The sequence below is a fragment of the Mucilaginibacter mallensis genome (assembly GCF_900105165.1).
GTDB lineage: Bacteria > Bacteroidota > Bacteroidia > Sphingobacteriales > Sphingobacteriaceae > Mucilaginibacter > Mucilaginibacter mallensis.
In genome coordinates this window covers 5,807,280-5,829,187 of the sequence record NZ_LT629740.1, presented here as the reverse complement: position 1 = coordinate 5,829,187, position 21,908 = coordinate 5,807,280, and the positions used below count along the sequence as shown (strand labels likewise).

Below are 21,908 nucleotides of genomic sequence, written 5' to 3'. Positions count from 1 at the left end.
GCAGCATTGTATCTTGCCGCTCATGGAAACACAGAAAAAAATAGCGCTGATAACAGGCGCCAACCGTGGGTTGGGTTTAGAAATAGCCAGACAGTTAGGTAATAAAGGAATGATCGTTTTAGTGGGTGCACGAAACGAAATGGCCGGAGTGGCAGCTGTCGAAAAGCTAAGCCAGCAGGGGATTGTTGCGCATTTTTTACCACTTGACATCACGAAAGCTGAAAGTATAGCCGCCGCAGTAAATCAGGTTAAAAATCAGTTTGGGTGGTTGGATGTCCTGGTGAACAACGCTGCAAGGCTACCTGTTAAACCGGAAGATCAGCATAATCCTTCCGACATTTCGCAGGAATTGCTTGCCGAATATATGGACATTAACTTTATGGCTCAAGTGGCAACAACCCAGGCATTTTTACCATTGATCAGATTAAGCTCTGCAGGCCGGATTGTCAATATGTCCTCTACAATCGGATCTGTAACACTTACGAGCGAACCGCTTCATCAAAACGGGCCGAAGCCGGCCCGCTTAGCTTATGCCGCTGCAAAAGCCGCTTTTAATATGTTTACAGTTACATTAGCTAAAGAACTTGTAGGTACAGGCATTAAAGTTAACGCAGCCGATCCAGGTTTAACGCAAACGCAGGTTGGACAGGAAAGGCCAAATGCCAATACAGTTGAGCAAGGTGCAAAACCGGCAGTTTGGCTATCATGCCTTGACGATGATGGCCCAACCGGGTGCTTTTTTACGCATTGGCTTAATCATGAAACGGTGAACCCCTGGTAAAAAGGGGGTCTTAGTAAAGCAAATTTAGCCTGCCCATTTTATAAATAATCTGATTAGTGCTACGAAGTAAAATATTCATTAAGCGGCCTTGGCGAAAGCCTCTCTCCCGTATTCGATGAAATGGCGGATTGGGGCAGAAAGCACCTGTTGACTGAAAAGTAAGAACTATTTACCTTTGATAGAAATAATTGAAGTATGAATACAGAAAGTCTTTTGGCTGAAGAACGCGCCGCATTAGACAGTGTGCTTTTGGGAATTGAAGGGCTGGACGAACGGCATGTTGCGGAATTCAGGCAGGTTATGTTTCGTAAGCTGTTAAACAAAAAAGACTTCCTGATCACCGAAGGTACTACCTGCAATTTTATCGGGATCGTGGTTTCCGGAATAATGCGCTCGTTTATACGTGCCGGTGAATCCGATGAATTTAATAACGATTTCTATTTTGAGCGCGATTTTGTGAGCGCGTATACCAGTTTCTTAACGTCCTTGCCTACCAATTGTAACATCCAGGCCCTGACTGATGTAAATGTAGTTTACATCACCTCTGAGCAATATCAGGCGTTAGTTTCACGGGATAATGAATGGCTTAAGCTGGGTAAATACATCGCAGAAACTTTCTTTATAAGGAAGTGTAAACGGGAAACCTCATTTTTAAAGCATTCGGCTGCTCAAAGGCTGGAAAGTGTTTTGCAATTATATCCGGGGATCGAACAGCGGGTTTCACAATACCATATTGCCTCTTACTTAGGCGTAAAGCCTGAATCGCTGAGCCGGATCAAACTCTTAACATACATCAATAAATAACAGCAGTTTTAAACGGAATTTTGTACTTCATTAAAATATTGAAGTATGCCAATAATCGATTTAAAAGTAAGCGGACAGGAAGATCCCGCTTTAGCGCAACAACTCGCAACCCAGATCAGCCGTCTTACAAAAGAAGTCTTAAAGAAAAAATCCGATGTTACCGTAGTCACGGTATCATTCCTCCCGGATCACCTTTGGTTCATTAATTCATTATCTCTGGCGGAGTTAAAAACAAAAAGTTTCCATCTTAATATTAAAATATCGGATTCTACCAACCTTAAGTTGGATAAGGCTGAATATATAGAGGCTGTTCATAAGTCCTTAGGTACCTTGCTTGGAGATATTCATCCCGTAAGTTATACGGCAATCCAGGAAATGAAAGCAGATGCTTATGGTTACGAAGGATTAACGATAGAGTATAAATACATTAATAATCAAAGGAAAAATGACAGCATCCCCGCTGCTACCATTTGAAATCAATATCACCTATTAGCATTATCAAATGAAAAATATAAAACTTCTTTCGATTGTATTTTTGATAATCACCCAGCACGCTTATGCTCAGCAAAAGACAGCTGACAGGAATGAAATAACTGACGTCATCAACGAGTACAGTAAATACGTGATCGAAAAGGACTCAATTGCATTTTATAGTTTGTTCAATGACGGCCCGGTAACCTGGTGTGCAGCACTTAAAGAAAGATCCCAAGCCAGGGAATTTGAAAAAAACGGGATCAAAGCTGCAAAAAGGAATTATTTTTCAGGAAGTTACCAGGCTTTTATGCGGTCTTTATCCAGATATAAATCAACCGAAGATAAGTTTGATAACATTAGGATAGTTGAAGACGGAACGGTAGCATCGGTAAGTATGGATTACAGCTTTTGGGCAGATAACAAAATGGCAAATTGGGGTGGCAAATATCTTACGTTAATCAAAAGGGACGGAAAATGGAAGATAACAAGCGTTATCTACTCCTTAGAACTTACAGATTATTTTAACCAGCCCCCGCTTAAAGAAAGACAAAAACGTGCTAATATTAATTAGCTGTTGAGTTGTTTAGTGATACCCTTCCGCGATATACTAAGTCCGATTGGACTATTTAATTGTCCGATAGGAACATCATTTTTTACAACCAAGTACCGCGAACTTTGTTCTACATCTAAAAACAAGTATGGAAAACCAGAAAAAGAGTCCGATAACCATCGACGCAACGGGCGGCAAGATATTCTCTGTAGTTGGGGACAATTACCGTATCCTGGTCGGTGGCGCTGAAAGCAATGGCGCATTTGCAGTAATAGATATGCTTGTCCCGCCCGGCGGCGGCCCGGGCCCGCATGAACATGCACAGATCGAGGAATCATTTTATGTGATTGAAGGGGAAATCGAAGTCAAATCAGAATTTGGTGAATACATTGCCAAGAAGGGATCATTTGTCAATATACGCAAGGGCGGCGTTGTTCATAGTTTTAAAAACAAAACTGATCAAATCGCCCATCTGCTTTGTATGGTAGTTCCGTCAGGCCTGGAGACTTTTTTCGAAGAGATCGGCAAGCCGGTTGCTTATGGCGAGTTTCTTCCCCCGCCGCCGATGGATCCCGAATCGGTAAAAAAATTGCAGGCTATTGCTGAAAAACATGGGCAAAAAGTTTATCCCCCCGACTACCTCGATAACATTAAGTAAGACTATCATGAAAATATTAATGATCGGCGCCACCGGTAAATTTGCCGGGTTGGTTTTACCGCAATTAAAAAAACACGGCCATCAGGTGACCGCACTGGTACAGGATGGCAACAAAGGCAAACAAACCCTTGAGAATGGCGCAGATGAATTTGTGACCGGGGATCTTTATGATCCCGTTACACTTAAAAATGCGGCCACTGGAATCGAAGGTGTCTTCCATATCATACCGGCATTTAACCGGGAGGTGGAAGCGGGTTTGAACATGGTTAAAGCGGCGCAGGAGGCCGGAGTTACCAAATTTGTATTCTCCAGTGTTTATCACACGTCCTTGTCCTTAGCCAACCATGCGGAAAAGCGTCCGACAGAGGAGGCGCTTTATCGCTCAAACATGGATTATACCATTTTGCAACCTGCCATGTATATGCAAATGTTGCAGCAAAGCTGGCAGGCAGCCAAACAAAGCGGCGAAATCATGATGCCCTATTCAAAAGATTCAAAAATGGCCTATGTGGATTACCGGGATGTTGCCGAGGCTGCGGCTTTGGCCATGACCGATACACGCTTATCCTATGGCACGTTTGAACTGGCATCGCCGGGCATGTTCAGCCGGGTTGACCTGGCGGAGCTGATGAGCAAAAAGTCGGGCAAAACGATCGTGGCGAAAGACATGCCCGTTGATGAGTGGGCTAAGGAGGTAAAAATTCCACCTGGAGAACTGCGTGAAGGGCTCATCACGATGAATAAGGAATATGATCAATACGGGTTCTCCGGCGGAAACGCCCTGGTACTCGAGACCATACTTGGTCGCCATGCGCACACGGTGCCGCAGTTTATTAACGAATTGGACTAATTTAAGAAATACTATTATGGAAAATATATTATTGACGCCGTACAACAGGAACGGCTTGAACCTCAAGAACCACCTGGTGATGGCACCAATGACAAGAAGCAGGGCCATCGACAACATACCTAACGACCTCATGGCTGAATATTACGGGCAGCGCAATAGCGCGGGCCTGATCATTACCGAAGGTACCTCGCCAACACCCGAAAGTTTGGGCTACCCGCGTATTCCCGGCTTGTTTTCAAAAGAACAAGTGGAAGGCTGGAAAAAAATTACAGAGGCTGTTCATGCAGGCGGCAGCAGGATTTTTGTACAGTTGATGCATACCGGCAGGATCGGTCATGAAGATAACCTGCCGCGCGGGCTGCATTTGGTGAGCAGCGCGGCTGTGAAAGCTGCCGGACCTATTTTTACCGACACAAAAGGTATCCAGGAAAATTCTGAGCCAATAGCGCTCACAACCGAAGGCATTAAAGATGTGATCAAAGGACACGTTACCGCGGCAAAAAACGCTATGGCAGCAGGCTTTGACGGTATCGAACTTCACGGCGCTAACGGTTACCTGATTGAGCAATTTTTGAACCCAAACCTTAACAACCGTACCGATGAGTACGGCGGAAGTGTGCAGGCAAGGGCAAAATTTGTTACCAACCTGGCCAGGGAAATTGGCGACGCTATAGGTTATGAAAAAGTCGGTATCAGGTTTTCACCATTTTCTACTATGGGTGATCTGAAGGCTTACGCGGAAGATGAGGTTATCAATACCTATAAATATTTGGCACAGGAATTAGGTAAACTGAAAATCGCCTATATACATATCGGGTTGTCTCCCGCGGTAAAGGATGATTTTTTAAGTCAGTTAAAGGATGCTTTCGGTGGCACATTGATTATTTGTAACGGGCTTACACCTGAAACTGCCGAAAAAGCTTTGGAAAGCGGGAAAGCAGAGCTGGCCGCATTTGGACGGTCATTCCTGGCTAATCCCGATCTGCCGGAACGAATTGCTGAAAACGCAAACCTGAACCAACCTGACATGTCGGCGCTGTACACGCCTGGTTCCCGTGGTTATACGGATTATAAGCCACTACAAGTAACCGTGTAAATTTTAATCATTAAACATTGATGACGGTAAGGCGTTTACTCAGCATAAAGTCAATCTGTTAAGAAAATAGCATGGCCGTTACTTTTGAATTTGTTATTAAAAAAGGGTTTCATTTTGCCGAAGCATTTGGTAAAATGTTTGGAATGCCTGTTGCCGAAAACCGGGTTTATTTGCAGGAATCATTAGGGGACGGTTATATACAGGAAATAAAATTGAGAGAAGGCCTGAGCCTTTGTATGCATCGCTACATACTAAAAGAGGAGTTTTCATTAAAGCGCTTGGAATCAACGGGGCCGTCTAAGATGCTGACGCTTAAGTTCGATTGCAGGAAAGTCGTTTTGGAAACCGGACAGCAGGAAACGCACCTTTTTGCCCCGGGATGCGAAGCCGAATTGGGTACAGGTAATTTTTTTACCGAGGTATTCTTTCCCGCACAGCAAGAGATATACTTTTTGGTCATCAACGTGGCACGTGAACTTTTGGTAGAGTTACTTCATTTATCAGGAGAGGAGGCTGCATTACGCGATCGGCTCTTAACCAATCCATCGTTTGTGTTGAATGTATTAATGTCTGATGAGATGGAAAGCACGCTAAAAGATTTCAGTAATATAACTTTAGGATCGCCATTTTATTTATTGCGTTACCAGGCAAAAGCACTTGAATTAATTTATCTGTTGTTCGCTAAAATAACCGAAAGGGTTAATGAGGCCGAGGTTGCTGTCAACAGGGCCGATGCCGACAAGTTGTACGAGCTTAGGTCTATTATCCTTAAAGATCTGTCGGTAGCACCACGGTTGATTGATCTGTCCAAACAGATCACCATGAGCCCCACCAAAATGAAAATGCTTTTTCGCCAGGTATTCGGCGATTCTATTTACAACTATTTTCAGCGTGCAAGAATGAATGAAGCCGCCAAACTGCTCAAGGATTATTCCGTATCAGAAACGGGCTATCGGCTCGGCTTCAAGAATATGAGCCATTTCTCGCGTTTGTTTGAAAAATATTTTAAGGCGAAACCAAAAAAATTCAAAGAGGATAATTCATAACACCAATTTTTAAAAACAAGATCATGGCATTATCAAAAGAAGTTTTAGACACGATAGCATTCTCAAAGCAAAACGGATTTGACAAATTAAACCTTGCGCCGCCGCAAGAAACCAGGAAAGCGATGGCGAAGGCCGCGCAGGACCCCGGCCCCACGCAGGTTGCAGATGTGATCAGAAAAACCATTACGCATCATTCCATTCCCGTTCGCATTTATATACCTTTTGGGGAAGGGCCGTTCCCTATAATCAGTTATTACCACGGTGGCGGTTTTGTTTTGATGGGATTGGAAACGCACGATGAAATTTGCCGGCAGCTCTGCAAAAACACCGGCTGTATTGTCATGTCGGTAGCTTATCAACTGGCCCCTGAGCATCCTTATCCTCAAGGGCCTGAAAGCAGCGTTGCGGCAGCTATCTGGCTTCATGAGCGTGCTGCGGAATATAGCGGTTTAAGTGAAAGCATGGCAGTAGCCGGTGATAGTGCGGGAGGTTATATGGCGCTGCACGTCGCCCGGATGTTAACAAAGCAAGGCATTGCGCTGAAAGCACAGTTTGCAACCTACCCTGTGACAGATCATTACAGCGCACATTATCCGTCATACCAGGAAAACGGGAAGGACTATGTGCTTACCGCGGAAATCATGAAATGGTTTTGGGACAATTATGTGACCGATCCTTCCCTGTTCGAAGCAGCATCGATCCTTCGCACGGCCGATTTTTCAGGCCTGCCCCCGGCCATGATCTTTACCTGCAACTACGATCCGTTAAGAGATGAGGGAAAAGCTTATGCCGAAAAGTTGCGAAAGGCCGGCGTACCTACAGTTTATAAAAATTATGAAAATATCCATGGATTTTTCGGGACAGGTTCGATGGGAGAACAAGCGATGCAGGAAGCAAGTGCCTTTTTAAAAGAGAAATTAAACAAATAGCTATGTTTCAGATAATTCCAAATCAGGAAAAGATCGTAAAGAAAAATGGTGGGTTTGGAATAGAGATCCTTTTTCCAGGCAAAGGAACCGACTCTGATGATTCGGGTATCGGTACCATTGGAAGGATCGACCAGGCCACTGTTACCCCTGGTACTTTAGTACCCATGCACCCCCATAGAGATGACGAGATACTTACCTATCTGCGTAGTGGCATAGTTCAACATAAGGACACGGAAGGAAATGTCGAGATCATTACGAACAAAAGACTGATGATGATGAATGCAGGTTCGAAATTTCAGCACGAAGAGTTGGTTTTGCCAGAGGGTGGCGTGCTTACCGCCTTGCAGATATTTATTCGCCCAGAAATTGGCGGACAAAGTTCATTGGAGCAGACGCCAGATCAACCGATATTTCAATAAGCAGTTCGGGATTTACCTGAAATCCTATTGTTCTATTCTGCGCTTCCGGGCATCATTCGGACACATTAAGGAAGGCAAGCTTTACCCTGAATAAAACTTTAGCGACCAGGCTCACTTCATCAGGGAAGTAAAAAAGTTTTCCGGGGTAGTTCCGAAAGAACTGACAAGCTGTCCAAAAATCATTTGTGATAAGGGGATCAAGATTTTTACGTGACAAAGTAATTATGGTGAGATTTTATTTAAATAAAGTAAGATTTTGTTCATTTTGACAGCTTTCCTTTCCTGTAATTTGTATAAAAAAATATTTCATATGATATTAATTACAGGAGCTACCGGTAAAATGGGAGGCATAGTCATCGAAACAATGTTGAAAAATGGTATATCGTCCAATCAGATTGCTGCTTTGGTAAGAGATGAAGATAAGGCTACCGCTTTAAAAGCAAAAGGTATTGATGTACGGATCGGTGATTATGACAACCGCCATTCGCTGGATGAAGCGATGAAAGGAATTGACAAAGTACTTCTTGTGTCCGGGTTAGATACGAGTAAGCTTGTAGAGCAGCACCGCAACGTAACTGATGCCGCAAAAGGTGCTGGCGTTAAGTGCCTGGCCTATACAAGTAATTGCCTTAAGGATAGAGAAACTTTGGTCAATAATATAATGCGGACGCATTTCGAGACAGAAGATCTTATTATCGGCAGTGGTATGAATTATCTTATTTTCAGAAATGTATTATATATGGATTCAATGGCAGGGTATATGTTGGGCAAAGATGTGCTGGAAAAAGGCATTAACTTACCTGCGGGCGATGGAAGAGTATCTTACGCCCTTAGAAGTGATGAGGCGGAAGCTATCGGCAATGTTTTATCAACCGATAATTGCGCCAGCCGAATCTTTAATTTTACCAATACCCGTACTTATTCTTTTGAAGATGTAGCCAATGCACTCAGTGAACTTTGCGGAAAAACCGTTACTTACACACCTTTGACGATGGATATTTACATAGCCGAAGCCAGAACTAAAGGTGTGCCAGAGCACGCACTGGAGATGATAGCGCCATTTTATACTGATATTGCAAATGGACAAGGAAGCACGGTCAGCACCGATTTAGAGGAAGCATTAGGGCGTAAGCCAGTAGACCTGAAATCAGGGTTGAAGTTGTTATTAAACTTATAGAACTTAAGTAAACTACCTGATGAGCCAACCCACACCGTTACATATTAAAACCATTTCGGAATACCACCGGATACTAGGCTTGCCCAAGCCCTTGCACCCGCTGGTGAGTTTGGTCAGGTTTGAAGACATGCCTTTTAAGCCTAAGCAAGCGCCCCGGGCAATCGTCCATAACTTTTACAGTGTAGCATTAAAGAAGAGCTTCCATGCAATTTTGAAGTATGGCCAGCAGGAAGTGGATTTTGATGAAGGAATTTTATTGTTCATGGCACCAATGCAAGTTCTATCTATTGAAGGTCCTTTCGAGACAGCAGCAAGCCATCAGGGCTGGCTGCTGTTAGTACATCCGGATTTATTATGGAATACGCCATTGGCTAAGAAGATTCGGCATTATGAATATTTTGATTATAAGGCTAACGAGGCGTTGCACGTCTCAGATGCGGAAGAACAAATTCTTATCAGCATCATGCAAAATATAGCAAATGAATATAAAGCGAGGATCGATAATTTCAGTCAGGACGTAATTATCGCACAATTGGAACTTCTGTTTACCTATGCGGATAGATTTTATCAGCGTCAGTTCTTAACCCGAAAGGTAAGTAATCACCAAATTGTCAGCAGACTGGAGGAATTGCTAAATGATTATTTCAAAAGTAATAAATTACCATCCGAAGGTATGCCACCAGTAACCTATTTTGCAGACAAACTTCATCTATCGCCAAATTATTTAAGTCGTTTATTGAAAACGTTAACAGGTCAAAGTACTAAAGATTTCATTATTAGCAAGGTACTCGACCTGGCAAAAGAAAAACTGTCAACTACTAACTTGACAATGAATGAGATTGCATATGGATTAGGTTTTGACCATCCTCAAACATTCAATAAATTGTTTAAAAGCAAGACAGGCTCCTCCCCGCTTAAGTTTCGCCAATCTTTTAATTAGTACAATATTTATTGTAAAACTACTCTAAATATTTTAATAAGCTCCCGATATGTGAATGATCTTATGCGGCTTAACAATTGATTCATTTCATTCCATTGAATATTTCGGCATCCATGACCATCCTGTTCTGTGCCCATTAGGTCGATGAGTTGTGTTGATGAAGATATTTTCAATATTTAAATCAACAAGTTAGCAGGTCAAAGTGTAGCGAAATGTTCTAAACCCTTTTCCGAAACGCGTTGATCAACGACCCGGGAATATCCAGTCTTTATAATATAACCCATTGGTATGAAATTCATTAAGCGTTGCTGTAGTTATATCTTTTATAGATGCCCCGGCATTATCAGGTCCAATTTGCCTCCCAACTATATTATTCAGTAAATCTACGGTTTGATCTGCTTGATCCATTGCATTTGTACCAGTAAATGACCTTTGAGTGAGATCAGCGCCAGGCTCTTCTTCGTGAGCATCACCCACCTGTTTTGCAATATCTTTTCCATATTCACTTGTAATAGTGGCTGTTATTCACTTTATTTGAATATTTCGGATAATTGTCTTTGTTTTGATACTGCCCTTATTCTGTTACAAGATTATAATAAAACAGGATTTATTTTGTTACATAAATAAAGTAAATTTGCCTTTATTCTGTTACATTCAATATAAGTTTAGCTATTATGGCCTTTAAAAGAAGTATTGAGAATTATCTTAATCGCTGGAAATTAAATGCTGCACGTAAACCGCTTATTATAAGAGGCGCACGTCAGGTAGGCAAAACCACGTTGATACGTGAGGTTGAAGCTGCGGCCTTTTGAAAAAAAGATATACTTAAGTCTTCAAGTCCTTTAATTGTTTTTTAAGATAGTCGTATATCCTGTGTATAAGAGGATACATAGTCCAGTACTTAAATTATTTTCTTTTGATTATTAATATTTAAATAATAAAATAAAAACAACGAAACGGGCGAAAGCAGTCAACGAAACCCTCAATAATCGCAATGCTTTCCGCATGTGCTGCTCAACGGTATTTTCCGAGATATTTAACTGACGCGCAATCTCCTTATTACTGAGTTGTTCCTCCCGGCTCAGTTTGAAAACCTTTTGACATTGCCGGGGAAGATTATTGATGTTTTTATAGATATACGTTTCCAGCTCCTTATATTCAACTGCGGATTCCTCGAAATAGCTTTCCATATCCAGTTTTTTCACCAGATGTTCTTCGTATTTGAGAAATATGGATTGATGCCGGTAGTGATCAAGTACCTTGTTTTTAAGAATAGTGTATAAGTAGGCCGGCAGCGATTTTATGAATGAAGACTTTAGCCGCAATTTGTAAAAGGCGATAAAAGTATCCTGAACCAACTCTTCTGAAACAGCCCTGTCGTTCGTCTTCCGCATAGCATGGTCGAGTAAAACAGGCGCCTGTCGTTTGTAGATTTGTTCAAACGCCAGATCACTACCGTTTTGCCAACTCGAAAGTAACTCCTGGTCAGTCAATTCCACAATAGTATATAACGGTTTTGAAGTGTAAATACAATTATAGATATTTTCTTTTTATAATTTAAAAAAAATAATTTGGGGAAATAACGGTTAGGGGAAATTTATCCGTCATGTTGGTAATTACACGATTATGGATCATCAACGACTTATTTACCTTATTGATCAATACCTGAAAGACAATGCTAAGCAGCAGGAAATTAATGAATTAAATGATTGGTATGCTACGGTGGACTTTGGTGATAAAGCACTGGACGATTGGATCAGGGAAGAATACGGAATGGAAGCGATCACCAGCAGGATGTTCGGCTCGTTCCAGAAAAGGATAAAAGATGAAAAAAGATTGCGCTTCAGGATAGTCGCGTTGCGCTGGGTGTCAGCAGCAGCAGCCGTATTGATTTTTGCATCAATTATTTTAATTTTCCGGAATAGTACAAAACCTCAAATAGTCGCTAAGAACCAGCCAAGCGTAATTAAGCCGGGAACAAACACCGCTATCTTAACGCTGGGCAATGGTAATAAGATTGTTTTAAAACAGCAGCAGGTGGGCAAAATAATTGCTCAAAGCGGGGTGGTCATCAGCAAACAGCAAAATGGATTGATCACTTACGCTTTGACACTACTGCCGGCGTCTCAGAAGGATTCCAAAATTGACTTTAACAGCATCGAGACACCGCGCGGGGGTGAATACCAGATATTACTGCCTGACGGCACAAAGGTATGGCTGAACGCGGCAAGTAAATTAACCTACCCAATCCGCTTTGCCGGGAAAGAAAGAACAGTTAAACTCACCGGTGAAGCTTATTTTGAAGTTGCGCACAATGCCCACCAGCCTTTTCATGTATTATTCAGCGGGCAGGACGTAAGGGTTTTTGGCACTCATTTTAATATAAACGCTTATCGGGATGAGGCTGAGAGTAAAACAACTTTGCTACAGGGTAGCATAGCGCTTTCCAGCACAGTTAACCACCAGTCAGTATTGTTAACGCCCGGACAGCAGGCTGCCTCCTTGACCGGCTCAGGCAAATTCACTTTGCAAAGTGTTAATACGCAACAGGTTGTTTCCTGGAAGAATGGGTATTTCCAATTCGACAATTTTAATATAGCAACCATAATGAAGGCGCTTAGCCGGTGGTATGATATAGATGTAAAATATGACCAGGTAAATTTGGCCGAGACCTACGGCGGTACCTTCTCCCGGGATTCCAACTTGCAGGACATCCTAAATAATATGTCAGCGTTGGGAAAGGTCAGTTTTAAAATGACGGGCCGAACAATCCATGTAACAAATAAAAAAGGAGGACTATAGGTTAGCTTTTAACCATAAAATAAACTGAGGAAAAAGTCAGGGACGTTTGCACCGCCCCTGACTATGTCAGTCCAGGACTGAATCAGGTAAAAAAACCAGTAGGAATCACCAATTAGTTCACTTTAACCTAACATTCAAATGTATAAAAAATTTACTGAACCAAAGTTCAGGTGTAGATCGTGTATACCATCCGATATCATCCTTAAAATGAAACTGACTGTTATATTATTCACCTTAGCTCTTATTCAGGTGAGAGCAGAAACATTCGCGCAGCACTTGTCGCTGAATGTACGCAATGCATCCCTGAGTACTGTCATAACAGATATAAGAGAGCAAACTGCAATTGATTTTCTTTATAAAAATTCAGACATTAAAGATTTCAAGCCTGTAACCCTTGATCTTAAAGATAAATCATTATCGGAGATACTGGATGCTTGCTTTAAAAATCAGCCTGTTACCTTTAAAATAAACAACAAAACAGTTTTAATAGAACCGAAGCCGGCTGTAAATCCTCCACCGCCGCCTATAATGAAAACTAACGAGGTTAACCAAGCGATTCACATTACCGGTAAAATTATTGATAGCGCAACCCGTCAAACAATTCCAGGTGTTACCGTCGCAGTCGTCGGGACTTCCGCGGGCACAGTTTCTGACAGTAACGGCTCCTTTGCCATCGACGTAGCCAACGCCAATACTGAACTTCGATTTTCATTTATTGGTTATAAATCGCAAAGTATCGTTGTAGGGTCACAAACCAACCTGACGGTTATCTTAGCCAGTACAGATAGTAAATTGTCGGAGGTAGTTGTAGTCGGATATGGAACAAGAACCAAAGGTGCTATAACCGGTGCGATATCTACTGTTAAATCGGAAGTATTTGAAAACCGCCCGATCAATAATGTATATGATGCACTTGAAGGCGAACTTCCCGGCGTAACCATCACCCAGGGTAGCGGCCAGCCCGGCGCTCAGGGATATACATTGCAGGTTAGGGGTTTTTCTACTATTAATGCCTCCACAAATATCGGGGGTAGCGACCCCTTAATCTTGATTGACGGTGTACCGGGAGATATGAGCACGTTAAATCCAAGGGATATTGCATCGATAACAGTGTTAAAGGATGCTGCCGCAGCCATATATGGTAATAGGGCTGCAGATGGGGTTATTTTGGTGACCACTAAGCAGGGAAAGAAAGGACCATTGCAAATAAATTATACCGTAAACGTAGGTATAAAGCAGCCAACCTATTTGAAAAAAATGATGAATACCCTGCAATTCGCCACATTCATGAACAATGGCCTGATCAATGCCGGGCAACCAGGCTTCCCGAATTCCGTATTTACCAATATACAGAATAACGCGCCTGTTGATACAACAAAGGGCTGGAATTTCGGGGTAACGGGTTATCCAGGTTTTTATGGCACTACCGATTGGAATAAAGTGATATATAAAGATGGGGTTCAGGAGCAGCACAACTTATCAGTTTCAGGCGGTGGTGAAAAAAATACTTTTATCGCTTCTGCCGGCTATGATCACGATGGCGGTATTCTACGATATGGTACCAATTTCTCGGATCGTTACAACCTGCGGTTTAATGATGATATGCAGTTGTTCAAAAATTTCGATCTGCAAACACGAACCGAAATTCAAAATACTATTACCAAGACACCTACCGAGATCAATCAGGGATACGACAGCCCCTTGTACCAGGTGGCCAACCAGTTCCCTTACCAGCCGGTGTTCAACCCGGCAGGTAACTTTTACGGCTATCAGGGATATGAGAACCCCGCGCAATCGCTCGCGCAGGGCGGGCAGACAACCCAATGGTTTACCGGGGTGCATACCAATTTCCTGGCTAACTATAAACCGGTCGAAGGATTAACTATTACCGGCCAGGCTGCTGTAAATCTCGATTTTTTAAATTCAGACGCATTGTTACCAACGTACACCCGTTACAACTGGGCCAATGGCGTACAGGACATCCGCAATACGCCAAACTCGGCAACCTATACCAACGGCCGCACTACCTATCAACTTTTCCAGGTTTATGCAGATTATGATAAAAAATTCGGCGATAGTAAGATTGACCTGACGGCAGGTACTTCGCTGGAAAAAACCAATAATGAAGGACAATCGATAACCGGTTATAATTTTCCTAATAATGACATTTTAACATTGAACCTTGCCGATAAAACCAGCCTGGCTTACGTTAATTTTACCGGCGACCTGAATAACCAGACGCTGGAATCATATTTTGGCCGTTTAAGTTATTCGTTTAAAAACAAATTCATCCTTGACATTACCGCCCGTACTGATGCCAGTACCAAGTTTGCGGCCAACGAGCGTTGGAGCCAGCTATTTCCTTCGGCAGCGTTAGCTTACAACATAAGCGAGGAGAAATTTATTAAGGACCTGGATTTTTTCGATCAGTTGAAGTTACGCGTGTCTTATGGCAGGGCCGGTAACCAGAACCTGAGCACACTGGGTTTATTTGATTACATCCCATTAATTACCTATGGTGGTATATACCCTCTTGGTTCTCCAAACGCAGGAATCCCTGGTGCAACGGCGGCACCTGCATCAACAACCAGAACATGGGAAACGATCACCAACAAAAACATCGGTATTGATTTCCAAATACTTAAATCAAAGCTGACCGGTTCATTTGATTACTTTAATAAGGTCAATAATGATATGCTGGTAGCTGTAGGTGTTCCTGCTACGTTCGGCGCCACACCGCCAACAGAAAACCAGGGCCGGTTAGTAACCAAAGGTTTTGATGCTTCTGTCACCTGGAAGGACCAAATCGGCGAACTGCGCTACAGCATCATGGCCCAATTAAGTACCAACTCCGATAAACTGGTTAGCTTGAAAAACAGTAGCGGTTATATCGAAGGGTTAAATTATGCACGCCAGGGTTATCCGATAGATTCTTATTTTGGATATGTGTACAACGGAATTATTCAGAACCAGGCCCAGCTAACTGCCTATAAAAAGCTCCAGGGCGTACCACAGGATATACAAATTGGTGATGTGATGTATAAAGACGTTGATGGCGACGGCGCATTAACCGAATATGGCAACCCCGCAAAAGGTCAGAATGGAGACATGGTCTACCTGGGCAATGCTATTCCGCAATACACCTATTCAGCCAATATATCGGTACAATACAAGAACTTTGATCTGGCTGTATATGTTCAGGGAGTTGGCAAAAGAACAGTTCAATATAGCGGTGATATCGCTACGCCAAATGAATTCTATTACAACTCTCTGCAATACTATTTTGGAAAGACTTGGACACCGCAAAACACGGGTGCTCAATATCCGCGATATATCCCCGGAAGTTTAGGTTATGATGATATCAGGAACTATGATTACCATACCTCATCTCTTACGCTGCAAAATGCCGCGTATTTAAGGTTCAAAACCATTACACTTGGCTATAATTTTCCTACCTCTTTTGTAGAAAAGATAAAAATGAAGTCGGCCAGGATATACCTGAGCGGTGCAAACCTGTTTACCATATCCAAAGGTACATTAGGTGGCAATTTTGATCCGGAAGACGGTTCAGCAAGTGCATTTACCTATCCTTATTACAGGGTATATTCTATGGGTTTAGATGTTAGATTTTAACAATTAAGAAGATGAAAAAAAATATATCAAATATTTTGAGACAAAAATACCGTTTTATTTTGCTGACGCTACTTGTAACGATCGTTGGACCTGGCTGTAAAAAGCAGCTTAACGTAGTGCCACAGGATCAAATTACAGATGTTGTGTTTTGGAAAACTGCGAGCGATTTTAAATCAGCAGCAGATGCCTTATACCAGGGCCTTGACCGCTTTGCATTTGATGATACCTGGTCTGATATTGCATTTAATAATCCGAATACCATCAGCAACGGCACACTGACAGTGTCGCAAAATGGTACAAGTAATAATAACGGTGCAATCTGGTACTACAGTTATCAATACATTCGGGATGCTAATAACATCGTGGCCCATGGCGCTGCGCTTACCGATGCGGCTATTAAAAATTATGTTGCAGAAGCGCAATTTTTTAGAGCATATTATTATTGGAAGATAATGGAAATATATGGTGGCGCACCATTGATCACTACTGTGCCTACAGTAAACGATCAAGCTATGTATACGCCGCGCTCTACCCAGCAGCAAACAGCTGATTTTATTATCAGCGACCTCAGCGCCGCGGCGGCTAATTTACCCCTTCAGTCAAATTTATCTTCGCCAGAAATTGGCCGTATTACCAAGGGAGCAGCATTATCATTGCTGGCCCGTGTGGCGCTTTATGAGGGTACCTGGGAAAAATATCGTGGCCTATCTGATGGCAGCAGTTATTTCACACAGGCAATTACGGCAACTAAAGCGGTGATGAACAGTGGCGTGTATGCTTTATATACCGGCAGTGGCGCGCAAAGCTACAGGTACAATTTTATTGAAGCAGGTGATGATTCTAAAGAATGTATACTTGACCGCCGTTATGCAAGAGGAATATTAGGGCAGGAATATCCATATGATTGTGATGGACAAGGTTACAACCCCACCAAAAAATTATCCGATATGTATTTGGACACAGTAGGTGTACCTATTACTAATGCTGATTCTAAATTCCAGGGCTATGCGACCATGACCTCCGAATATCAGCTTCGTGATCCGCGTATGACGATGACGATGATCATTCCGGGTAAAAAAACAGTTCGTGTATTTCATGCTACTGTACCTGTTGCTAATTATCCTGATAATCCGCAACGAAGCCCAAGTACAGGTTATATCTTGTACAAGTACATGTCAGAAGACCCGGTTGCCAATAACTCAGGCGAAATGGGTGATGCCAGCTTGTTTGATTTTGACAGGCACCTCATACGTTATGCTGAAGTATTATTGATCTATGCTGAAGCGACATTTGAATCCACCGGCCAGTTGAGTGATGGCGACCTGAATCTTTCTATCAATCTTTTAAGAGATCGTGTGGGCATGCCTCACCTTACCAATGCTTTCCTTGCGGCACATGGTATGGATATGAATACAGAGATCCGCCGCGAGAGGACGGTGGAACTGGCATTGGAAGGTTTTCGTTATGATGACATCCGCCGCTGGAAAACAGCAGAAATAGAAATGCCTGAAAATGTAATGGGCATAAAAATAAAAGGATCGACCTGGCAAACCTATCCGTTGTACAGCACGCCTACTTACCAGGCGAAGGCAGATGCTAACGGCTTTATGATAACAGAATCGGGCCGGACATTTGATCCGGCCAAAAATTATCTTCAACCTTTACCTACACAAGAGATTAATTTATACCAGACTGCCGGGCATACGCTACAGCAAAATCCCAAATGGTAAATTATTTTAAGTTGAACAGGGCAGCTAAAGCGGCTGTCCTGTTTGATAAAAAGACCTATTTATGAAAAAAATAATATTTTCCTTGTTTTTTATATTGGCTTATCATCATCTAAGTGCGCAGCAAGCCATATCGCCACGCATCGTAAACATTGTCAATTTTATTCGGGATATAGAGCCGCGCGATCCAAATGTTACTAAGGATGTACTCTACCAAACGGTAGTCAATCAGATAGCGCTAATGAAAAAACACCATTTAGGAGGAACTTTTTTATTGCAATACGATGCGCTTATTGATACGCGATACCAGAAACTGTTAAAAAGTTTACCAAAAGATAGCTTTGAAATTGGCGCCTGGTGGGAACTCCCGCAGCCGCTTATTGAAAAAGCCGGGATTAAGTGGCGTGGTAAATATGCATGGGACTGGCATTCTAATGTGGGTTTTTCAGTAGGTTATACCCCTGGAGAAAGGGAAAAGATCATTGACGTTTATTTTGCTGATTTCAAAAAGATTTTCGGTTACTATCCAAGATCGGTGGCAGCCTGGGTAATTGACGCGCATTCGCTCGATTATATGTATGATAAGTATAAAATTGTAGCATCGGCTAATTGTAAAGACCAATATGGTACTGACGGCTTTACGCTTTGGGGAGGATATTGGAACCAGACTTATTACCCAAGTCGCACAAACGTTTATATGCCGGCTCAGAACGAAAGCAAGCAACTCCCGGTACCCGTTTTCAGAATGCTTGGCAGCGACCCGATAAGGCAATATGACGATGGCAGTTACGTAACAACGCTGGAACCTGTTTATCCACACGCCGGAGGAAATGAAAAATGGATCAATTGGTTTTTATCCGCTTTTGCCAATGACCCCGCGCTCGGATTCAATTATACCCAGGCCGGTCAGGAAAATTCCTTTACCTGGGATGCGATGCACAGCGGATTAGAAATGCAGATGCCGATTATTGAAAAATTACGGGATGATGGAAAAGTGCGGGTTGAAACTATGGAACAATCAGGCCTGTGGTTCCGGAAGAAGTACAAAGTAACGCCGGCAACCACCTTTACTGTTACAAAAGACCTGGAAGGAAGTGACCAAAAGACAATTTGGTACGACAGTCGATTTTACCGTATCAATGTCGCCTGGAAAAATGGAAATTTACGCATAAGGGATATACATCTTTTTAACGAAGATATACCCGATAAATATTTAAAAGGTGTAACCACAACTAATCAAAGTTATTTCTTTACCCTGCCTGTTGTTGATAGCTATCTATGGGGTAAACGGGATAAAAAAGCCGGCCTTTATTTGATGACAATAGACAATGGGAAAGAGGTTCCGGTTAAAGGCGGTGATCCAATTTTTACTGATGTAAGTAAATCAGAAGCCCATATATCATGGCCGGTAGACAATGGAACATTTGAAATAGCGCTTGATGAAAACAGGATAAAGATCACTGCTACAAGTAACCATGATTCAAATTGGTTTTTTGAACTGAACGTTGATATGGATGCAAAGACCACACTAACTTCAATAGAAAATAAACAGGTTAATTTTGATTTTGGCGACCATACCTACCATATAAAAGCAACAAAAGGAGATTTCGAAAAGCCGGAAAACGGAGCTGTTTTACGTATAAAGCCGGAGAACAATACGATTGCCATAGATCTGGCAGGTCATTAAATATTACGGATGTCAATTAATTCATATTATGAAAAGCAAGAAGATTATTGCTGCAATCGTTTGTTATTTATTCTGGTTTTCACCAGTACATTCATTAGCTATTGCTCCAGTCGTTTTTTTCAAACAGATGCTTCACATGCGTCGCTGGGAATAATAAGGGATGTCCAGTACATTCTAATACAACAAAGCTGGTAGCCTGTTGCCCGGAAAAGTGCCGTCATCCGCGATTATTATTTGTGTCATAAGTGTTAAACAAATATCCTGCATAATAGTTATTTACTAAAAGGAGGTTTTATGCCCTGGTATAACGGCTATTATCCGCCATCATATAAGAACCAACCGAAATATCTCCGCGAAAAAGCGGTAGAGATCGCCAACGAGATCTTGGGAGAAAGCGGCGATGAAGGAATCGCTATAGCGACCGGCCTGAAACGTGCACGTCAATATTTCGAGGAACACCCGGAAGAAAAACCGGAAAGCGAAAACTGATCATGCCTTCTGCCGTCATAGCCTCTTATAATTATGACGCTCCGAACGAAACGTTGGAGATTCGATATCACTCGGGAAAAGTCTATCATTACCTCAATGTACCGGAAAAGGTATTCAAAGAAATGCGATCCACCATGGTCAAAGGTATTTGGTTCAACCGCCACATTAAGGGTAAATACCCCTTTAAAGAAGTCACGCCTTGATTAAACCAAAATACGTTGTTTTAACTAAGGCTTCTTATTGACCGGCTCAATGTACGCTAATTATTATCTGACAGGAAATCAGTAAACGACTAAAAAAATAACCACTGCGAGCAGCAGCAAATGTTGTTGAATTAAACGAAAAACCGTCACCATTCCGTCATTGGTTTATTTGCAAAAACAAAAAAATGTTCATAAATTAGCTCTAAGCAAGTCAAAAACGCAGTTTTTGCTCAAGATATTATCAGCCCAAGTCGACCGCTCATAATCTTTACGTCAGGTTCAGCAGATTTTCTTGTAGAACTTAACGAAATATCGTTTCTAACATCATATTAGCCATTTTTCAATTCGAGGTCACAGTTTCTTAAATACTGTAATCTTGCGGTTAAATCAATAATCATGGCAACAGTATCAGCATTAATTTACAAACAACAACAAAAGAATGACGGCACTTTTAATGTAAAAATCAGACTTCATCATAAGAACGAAAGGCGACTTATTAAGACCCAGTATTACGTATCACAACGGCATCTGGATGACAAGTTGAAAATTACAGATCCAATTATTAATAATTTAACGAGCGACACAATTTACAATTATCGACGGACTATAAGTAAACTCGGTAGAGCACTTAAATTAATGTCTTGCGACGATCTTAAAAATTATCTTGAAGGTGGAGACAGTATAGACTTTATAAAGTTTTGTGATGAACATATAGCTATGCTAAAAGAAGCAGACAGAATTGGTACAGCAAATAATCACAGGACTATAAGAAACAGTTTAGTAGATTATTTTAAGAAAGAATGCGTAACTATAATTGAGATTAATTCTAATATGCTGTTCGCCTATGAGCGCTATTTACGAACTGGAAGAATAATGAAAAGGAAAAATCATTCAGGCCTAGAAGTTATAATCAAAAAGCCTGGGTTAAGTGATAATGGATTACATAGTCATATGAAAGATTTACGAACTCTATTTAACGCCGCCCGGGCACATTATAACAATGAAGATTTAGGTATTTATCAAATAGAGCATAACCCTTTTAAAAAATACAAGGTTGGTTCATCCCCTCTAACTAAGAAGCGAAACATTTCCATTGATGCATTAAAAAAAATAAGAGACTGCATTACAGAACCTGGTAGCAGGGCCAAGCTCGCAAAAGATCTCTTTATGCTTTCTTTCTATTTATGTGGAATGAACGCTGTTGATATTTACAAGCTAAAAAAAGATAACCTCCAAAATGGAAGGGTTAATTATAATCGCTCTAAAACAGTTCGTCAAAGAAAAGATAATGCATTTATAAGCATTAAAATTATAGAAGAGGCGCTGCCATTATTAGATAAATATGTGGAGCAACTACATCTGAAATATAAAAATAACTTAGGCTTAGATACTGCACTTAGCAAAGGGATGAAGGAATTACGGGAGATTACTGGAATTCCTAATATAACATTCTATTATGCGAGACATACCTTTGCAAATACAGCCCGTAATGCTTGTGGAGTGAGTAAAGATGATCTAGATTTAACCTTAAACCATGTTGATCAAAGGCATAGAATTCTTGACATTTATTTGGATAAGGATTGGGGTATCGTTGATGAAGTACAGAAGAAAGTGGTTGAGTTTCTCACTTATTAAAGAATTCA

Annotated in this window: 22 protein-coding genes and 1 pseudogene; 21 read left to right on the top strand and 2 right to left on the bottom strand. The window is 41.7% G+C overall.

Annotated elements, in window-relative coordinates:
• Nucleotides 1–22 precede the first annotated feature (22 nt).
• From BLU33_RS24070 to BLU33_RS24005, 13 genes and pseudogenes are all read left to right on the top strand, one after another.
• Entirely contained in the window at nt 23–781 is a 759-nt protein-coding gene (locus BLU33_RS24070; RefSeq protein ID WP_091379545.1) for an SDR family NAD(P)-dependent oxidoreductase, read from the top strand.
• Between the two features lie 102 nt (nt 782–883).
• Nucleotides 884–943: pseudogene (locus tag BLU33_RS25735) on the top strand (hypothetical protein); the annotation flags it as partial.
• Between the two features lie 33 nt (nt 944–976).
• Nucleotides 977–1,585, top strand: a complete 609-nt coding sequence (locus BLU33_RS24060) for a Crp/Fnr family transcriptional regulator (protein WP_091379542.1) — start codon at nt 977–979, stop codon at nt 1,583–1,585.
• Between the two features lie 45 nt (nt 1,586–1,630).
• Nucleotides 1,631–2,059 carry a tautomerase family protein gene (locus tag BLU33_RS24055; RefSeq protein ID WP_091379539.1) on the top strand — a complete coding sequence of 143 codons (429 nt, stop codon included), beginning with the start codon at nt 1,631–1,633 and terminating at the stop codon, nt 2,057–2,059.
• Between the two features lie 28 nt (nt 2,060–2,087).
• Nucleotides 2,088–2,630 (top strand): Cif family virulence factor, encoded by a 543-nt coding sequence (locus BLU33_RS24050; RefSeq protein ID WP_091379536.1) that lies wholly within the window; start codon nt 2,088–2,090, stop codon nt 2,628–2,630.
• 127 nt (nt 2,631–2,757) lie between these two features.
• On the top strand, nt 2,758–3,267 hold the full coding sequence (locus BLU33_RS24045) for a cupin domain-containing protein (protein ID WP_091379533.1): 510 nt from the start codon (nt 2,758–2,760) through the stop codon (nt 3,265–3,267).
• Nucleotides 3,221–4,117, top strand: coding sequence for an SDR family oxidoreductase (locus BLU33_RS24040; RefSeq protein WP_197684538.1), 897 nt, complete (start codon nt 3,221–3,223; stop codon nt 4,115–4,117). The genes BLU33_RS24045 and BLU33_RS24040 overlap by 47 nt, the downstream gene beginning before the upstream one ends.
• Before the next feature lie 16 nt (nt 4,118–4,133).
• Nucleotides 4,134–5,213 (top strand): alkene reductase, encoded by a 1,080-nt coding sequence (locus BLU33_RS24035; RefSeq protein ID WP_091379528.1) that lies wholly within the window; start codon nt 4,134–4,136, stop codon nt 5,211–5,213.
• A gap of 71 nt (nt 5,214–5,284) precedes the next feature.
• The gene (locus tag BLU33_RS24030) at nt 5,285–6,259 is read left to right on the top strand and encodes a helix-turn-helix domain-containing protein (RefSeq protein WP_091379524.1); all 975 of its coding nucleotides are present in this window, start codon (nt 5,285–5,287) and stop codon (nt 6,257–6,259) included.
• A 23-nt stretch (nt 6,260–6,282) separates the two neighbouring features.
• The gene (locus tag BLU33_RS24025) at nt 6,283–7,188 is read left to right on the top strand and encodes an alpha/beta hydrolase (protein ID WP_091379521.1); all 906 of its coding nucleotides are present in this window, start codon (nt 6,283–6,285) and stop codon (nt 7,186–7,188) included.
• Nucleotides 7,189–7,190: 2 nt separating this feature from the next.
• Entirely contained in the window at nt 7,191–7,607 is a 417-nt protein-coding gene (locus BLU33_RS24020; RefSeq protein WP_232009350.1) for a pirin family protein, read from the top strand.
• 310 nt (nt 7,608–7,917) lie between these two features.
• On the top strand, nt 7,918–8,784 hold the full coding sequence (locus BLU33_RS24010; RefSeq protein WP_091379518.1) for an SDR family oxidoreductase: 867 nt from the start codon (nt 7,918–7,920) through the stop codon (nt 8,782–8,784).
• 19 nt (nt 8,785–8,803) lie between these two features.
• Nucleotides 8,804–9,724 (top strand): helix-turn-helix domain-containing protein, encoded by a 921-nt coding sequence (locus BLU33_RS24005; protein WP_091379515.1) that lies wholly within the window; start codon nt 8,804–8,806, stop codon nt 9,722–9,724.
• A gap of 243 nt (nt 9,725–9,967) precedes the next feature.
• On the opposite strand, the gene BLU33_RS25255 is transcribed toward BLU33_RS24005, so the two are convergent.
• Nucleotides 9,968–10,201, bottom strand: coding sequence for a hypothetical protein (locus BLU33_RS25255; RefSeq protein ID WP_394331787.1), 234 nt, complete (start codon nt 10,199–10,201; stop codon nt 9,968–9,970).
• Nucleotides 10,202–10,398: 197 nt separating this feature from the next.
• On the opposite strand from BLU33_RS25255, the gene BLU33_RS25250 reads away from it, so the two are divergent.
• The gene (locus BLU33_RS25250; protein WP_157682358.1) at nt 10,399–10,536 is read left to right on the top strand and encodes a hypothetical protein; all 138 of its coding nucleotides are present in this window, start codon (nt 10,399–10,401) and stop codon (nt 10,534–10,536) included.
• Nucleotides 10,537–10,647: 111 nt separating this feature from the next.
• On the opposite strand, the gene BLU33_RS24000 is transcribed toward BLU33_RS25250, so the two are convergent.
• Nucleotides 10,648–11,223: an RNA polymerase sigma-70 factor gene (locus BLU33_RS24000; protein WP_157682356.1), complete on the bottom strand. Its 576-nt coding sequence runs from the start codon at nt 11,221–11,223 to the stop codon at nt 10,648–10,650.
• A 127-nt stretch (nt 11,224–11,350) separates the two neighbouring features.
• On the opposite strand from BLU33_RS24000, the gene BLU33_RS23995 reads away from it, so the two are divergent.
• From BLU33_RS23995 to BLU33_RS23965, 7 genes are all read left to right on the top strand, one after another.
• Nucleotides 11,351–12,526, top strand: coding sequence for a FecR family protein (locus BLU33_RS23995; protein WP_091379509.1), 1,176 nt, complete (start codon nt 11,351–11,353; stop codon nt 12,524–12,526).
• A gap of 207 nt (nt 12,527–12,733) precedes the next feature.
• Nucleotides 12,734–16,159: a TonB-dependent receptor gene (locus BLU33_RS23990; RefSeq protein WP_172829292.1), complete on the top strand. Its 3,426-nt coding sequence runs from the start codon at nt 12,734–12,736 to the stop codon at nt 16,157–16,159.
• 11 nt (nt 16,160–16,170) lie between these two features.
• The gene (locus BLU33_RS23985) at nt 16,171–17,889 is read left to right on the top strand and encodes a RagB/SusD family nutrient uptake outer membrane protein (RefSeq protein ID WP_091379502.1); all 1,719 of its coding nucleotides are present in this window, start codon (nt 16,171–16,173) and stop codon (nt 17,887–17,889) included.
• A gap of 61 nt (nt 17,890–17,950) precedes the next feature.
• Nucleotides 17,951–19,573: a hypothetical protein gene (locus BLU33_RS23980; protein WP_091379499.1), complete on the top strand. Its 1,623-nt coding sequence runs from the start codon at nt 17,951–17,953 to the stop codon at nt 19,571–19,573.
• A gap of 294 nt (nt 19,574–19,867) precedes the next feature.
• Nucleotides 19,868–20,062 (top strand): DUF2188 domain-containing protein, encoded by a 195-nt coding sequence (locus tag BLU33_RS23975; RefSeq protein WP_091379495.1) that lies wholly within the window; start codon nt 19,868–19,870, stop codon nt 20,060–20,062.
• Nucleotides 20,063–20,064: 2 nt separating this feature from the next.
• The gene (locus BLU33_RS25730) at nt 20,065–20,265 is read left to right on the top strand and encodes a KTSC domain-containing protein (protein ID WP_091379492.1); all 201 of its coding nucleotides are present in this window, start codon (nt 20,065–20,067) and stop codon (nt 20,263–20,265) included.
• A gap of 396 nt (nt 20,266–20,661) precedes the next feature.
• Nucleotides 20,662–21,900, top strand: coding sequence for a tyrosine-type recombinase/integrase (locus tag BLU33_RS23965; RefSeq protein ID WP_091379489.1), 1,239 nt, complete (start codon nt 20,662–20,664; stop codon nt 21,898–21,900).
• Nucleotides 21,901–21,908 lie beyond the last annotated feature (8 nt).

What these genes read in the sequence shown, in the direction of transcription:
- BLU33_RS24035 (WP_091379528.1), top strand. Translation starts at nt 4,134, where the DNA reads ATGGAAAATATATTATTGACGCCGTACAACAGGAACGGCTTGAACCTC.
- BLU33_RS24040 (WP_197684538.1), top strand. Translation starts at nt 3,221, where the DNA reads ATGGGCAAAAAGTTTATCCCCCCGACTACCTCGATAACATTAAGTAAG.
- BLU33_RS24060 (WP_091379542.1), top strand. Translation starts at nt 977, where the DNA reads ATGAATACAGAAAGTCTTTTGGCTGAAGAACGCGCCGCATTAGACAGT.
- BLU33_RS23995 (WP_091379509.1), top strand. Translation starts at nt 11,351, where the DNA reads ATGGATCATCAACGACTTATTTACCTTATTGATCAATACCTGAAAGAC.
- BLU33_RS23985 (WP_091379502.1), top strand. Translation starts at nt 16,171, where the DNA reads ATGAAAAAAAATATATCAAATATTTTGAGACAAAAATACCGTTTTATT.
- BLU33_RS24055 (WP_091379539.1), top strand. Translation starts at nt 1,631, where the DNA reads ATGCCAATAATCGATTTAAAAGTAAGCGGACAGGAAGATCCCGCTTTA.
- BLU33_RS23965 (WP_091379489.1), top strand. Translation starts at nt 20,662, where the DNA reads ATGGCAACAGTATCAGCATTAATTTACAAACAACAACAAAAGAATGAC.
- BLU33_RS25250 (WP_157682358.1), top strand. Translation starts at nt 10,399, where the DNA reads ATGGCCTTTAAAAGAAGTATTGAGAATTATCTTAATCGCTGGAAATTA.
- BLU33_RS24050 (WP_091379536.1), top strand. Translation starts at nt 2,088, where the DNA reads ATGAAAAATATAAAACTTCTTTCGATTGTATTTTTGATAATCACCCAG.
- BLU33_RS23975 (WP_091379495.1), top strand. Translation starts at nt 19,868, where the DNA reads ATGCCCTGGTATAACGGCTATTATCCGCCATCATATAAGAACCAACCG.
- BLU33_RS24030 (WP_091379524.1), top strand. Translation starts at nt 5,285, where the DNA reads ATGGCCGTTACTTTTGAATTTGTTATTAAAAAAGGGTTTCATTTTGCC.
- BLU33_RS24020 (WP_232009350.1), top strand. Translation starts at nt 7,191, where the DNA reads ATGTTTCAGATAATTCCAAATCAGGAAAAGATCGTAAAGAAAAATGGT.
- BLU33_RS23990 (WP_172829292.1), top strand. Translation starts at nt 12,734, where the DNA reads ATGAAACTGACTGTTATATTATTCACCTTAGCTCTTATTCAGGTGAGA.
- BLU33_RS24025 (WP_091379521.1), top strand. Translation starts at nt 6,283, where the DNA reads ATGGCATTATCAAAAGAAGTTTTAGACACGATAGCATTCTCAAAGCAA.
- BLU33_RS25730 (WP_091379492.1), top strand. Translation starts at nt 20,065, where the DNA reads ATGCCTTCTGCCGTCATAGCCTCTTATAATTATGACGCTCCGAACGAA.
- BLU33_RS24010 (WP_091379518.1), top strand. Translation starts at nt 7,918, where the DNA reads ATGATATTAATTACAGGAGCTACCGGTAAAATGGGAGGCATAGTCATC.
- BLU33_RS23980 (WP_091379499.1), top strand. Translation starts at nt 17,951, where the DNA reads ATGAAAAAAATAATATTTTCCTTGTTTTTTATATTGGCTTATCATCAT.
- BLU33_RS24005 (WP_091379515.1), top strand. Translation starts at nt 8,804, where the DNA reads ATGAGCCAACCCACACCGTTACATATTAAAACCATTTCGGAATACCAC.
- BLU33_RS24070 (WP_091379545.1), top strand. Translation starts at nt 23, where the DNA reads ATGGAAACACAGAAAAAAATAGCGCTGATAACAGGCGCCAACCGTGGG.
- BLU33_RS24045 (WP_091379533.1), top strand. Translation starts at nt 2,758, where the DNA reads ATGGAAAACCAGAAAAAGAGTCCGATAACCATCGACGCAACGGGCGGC.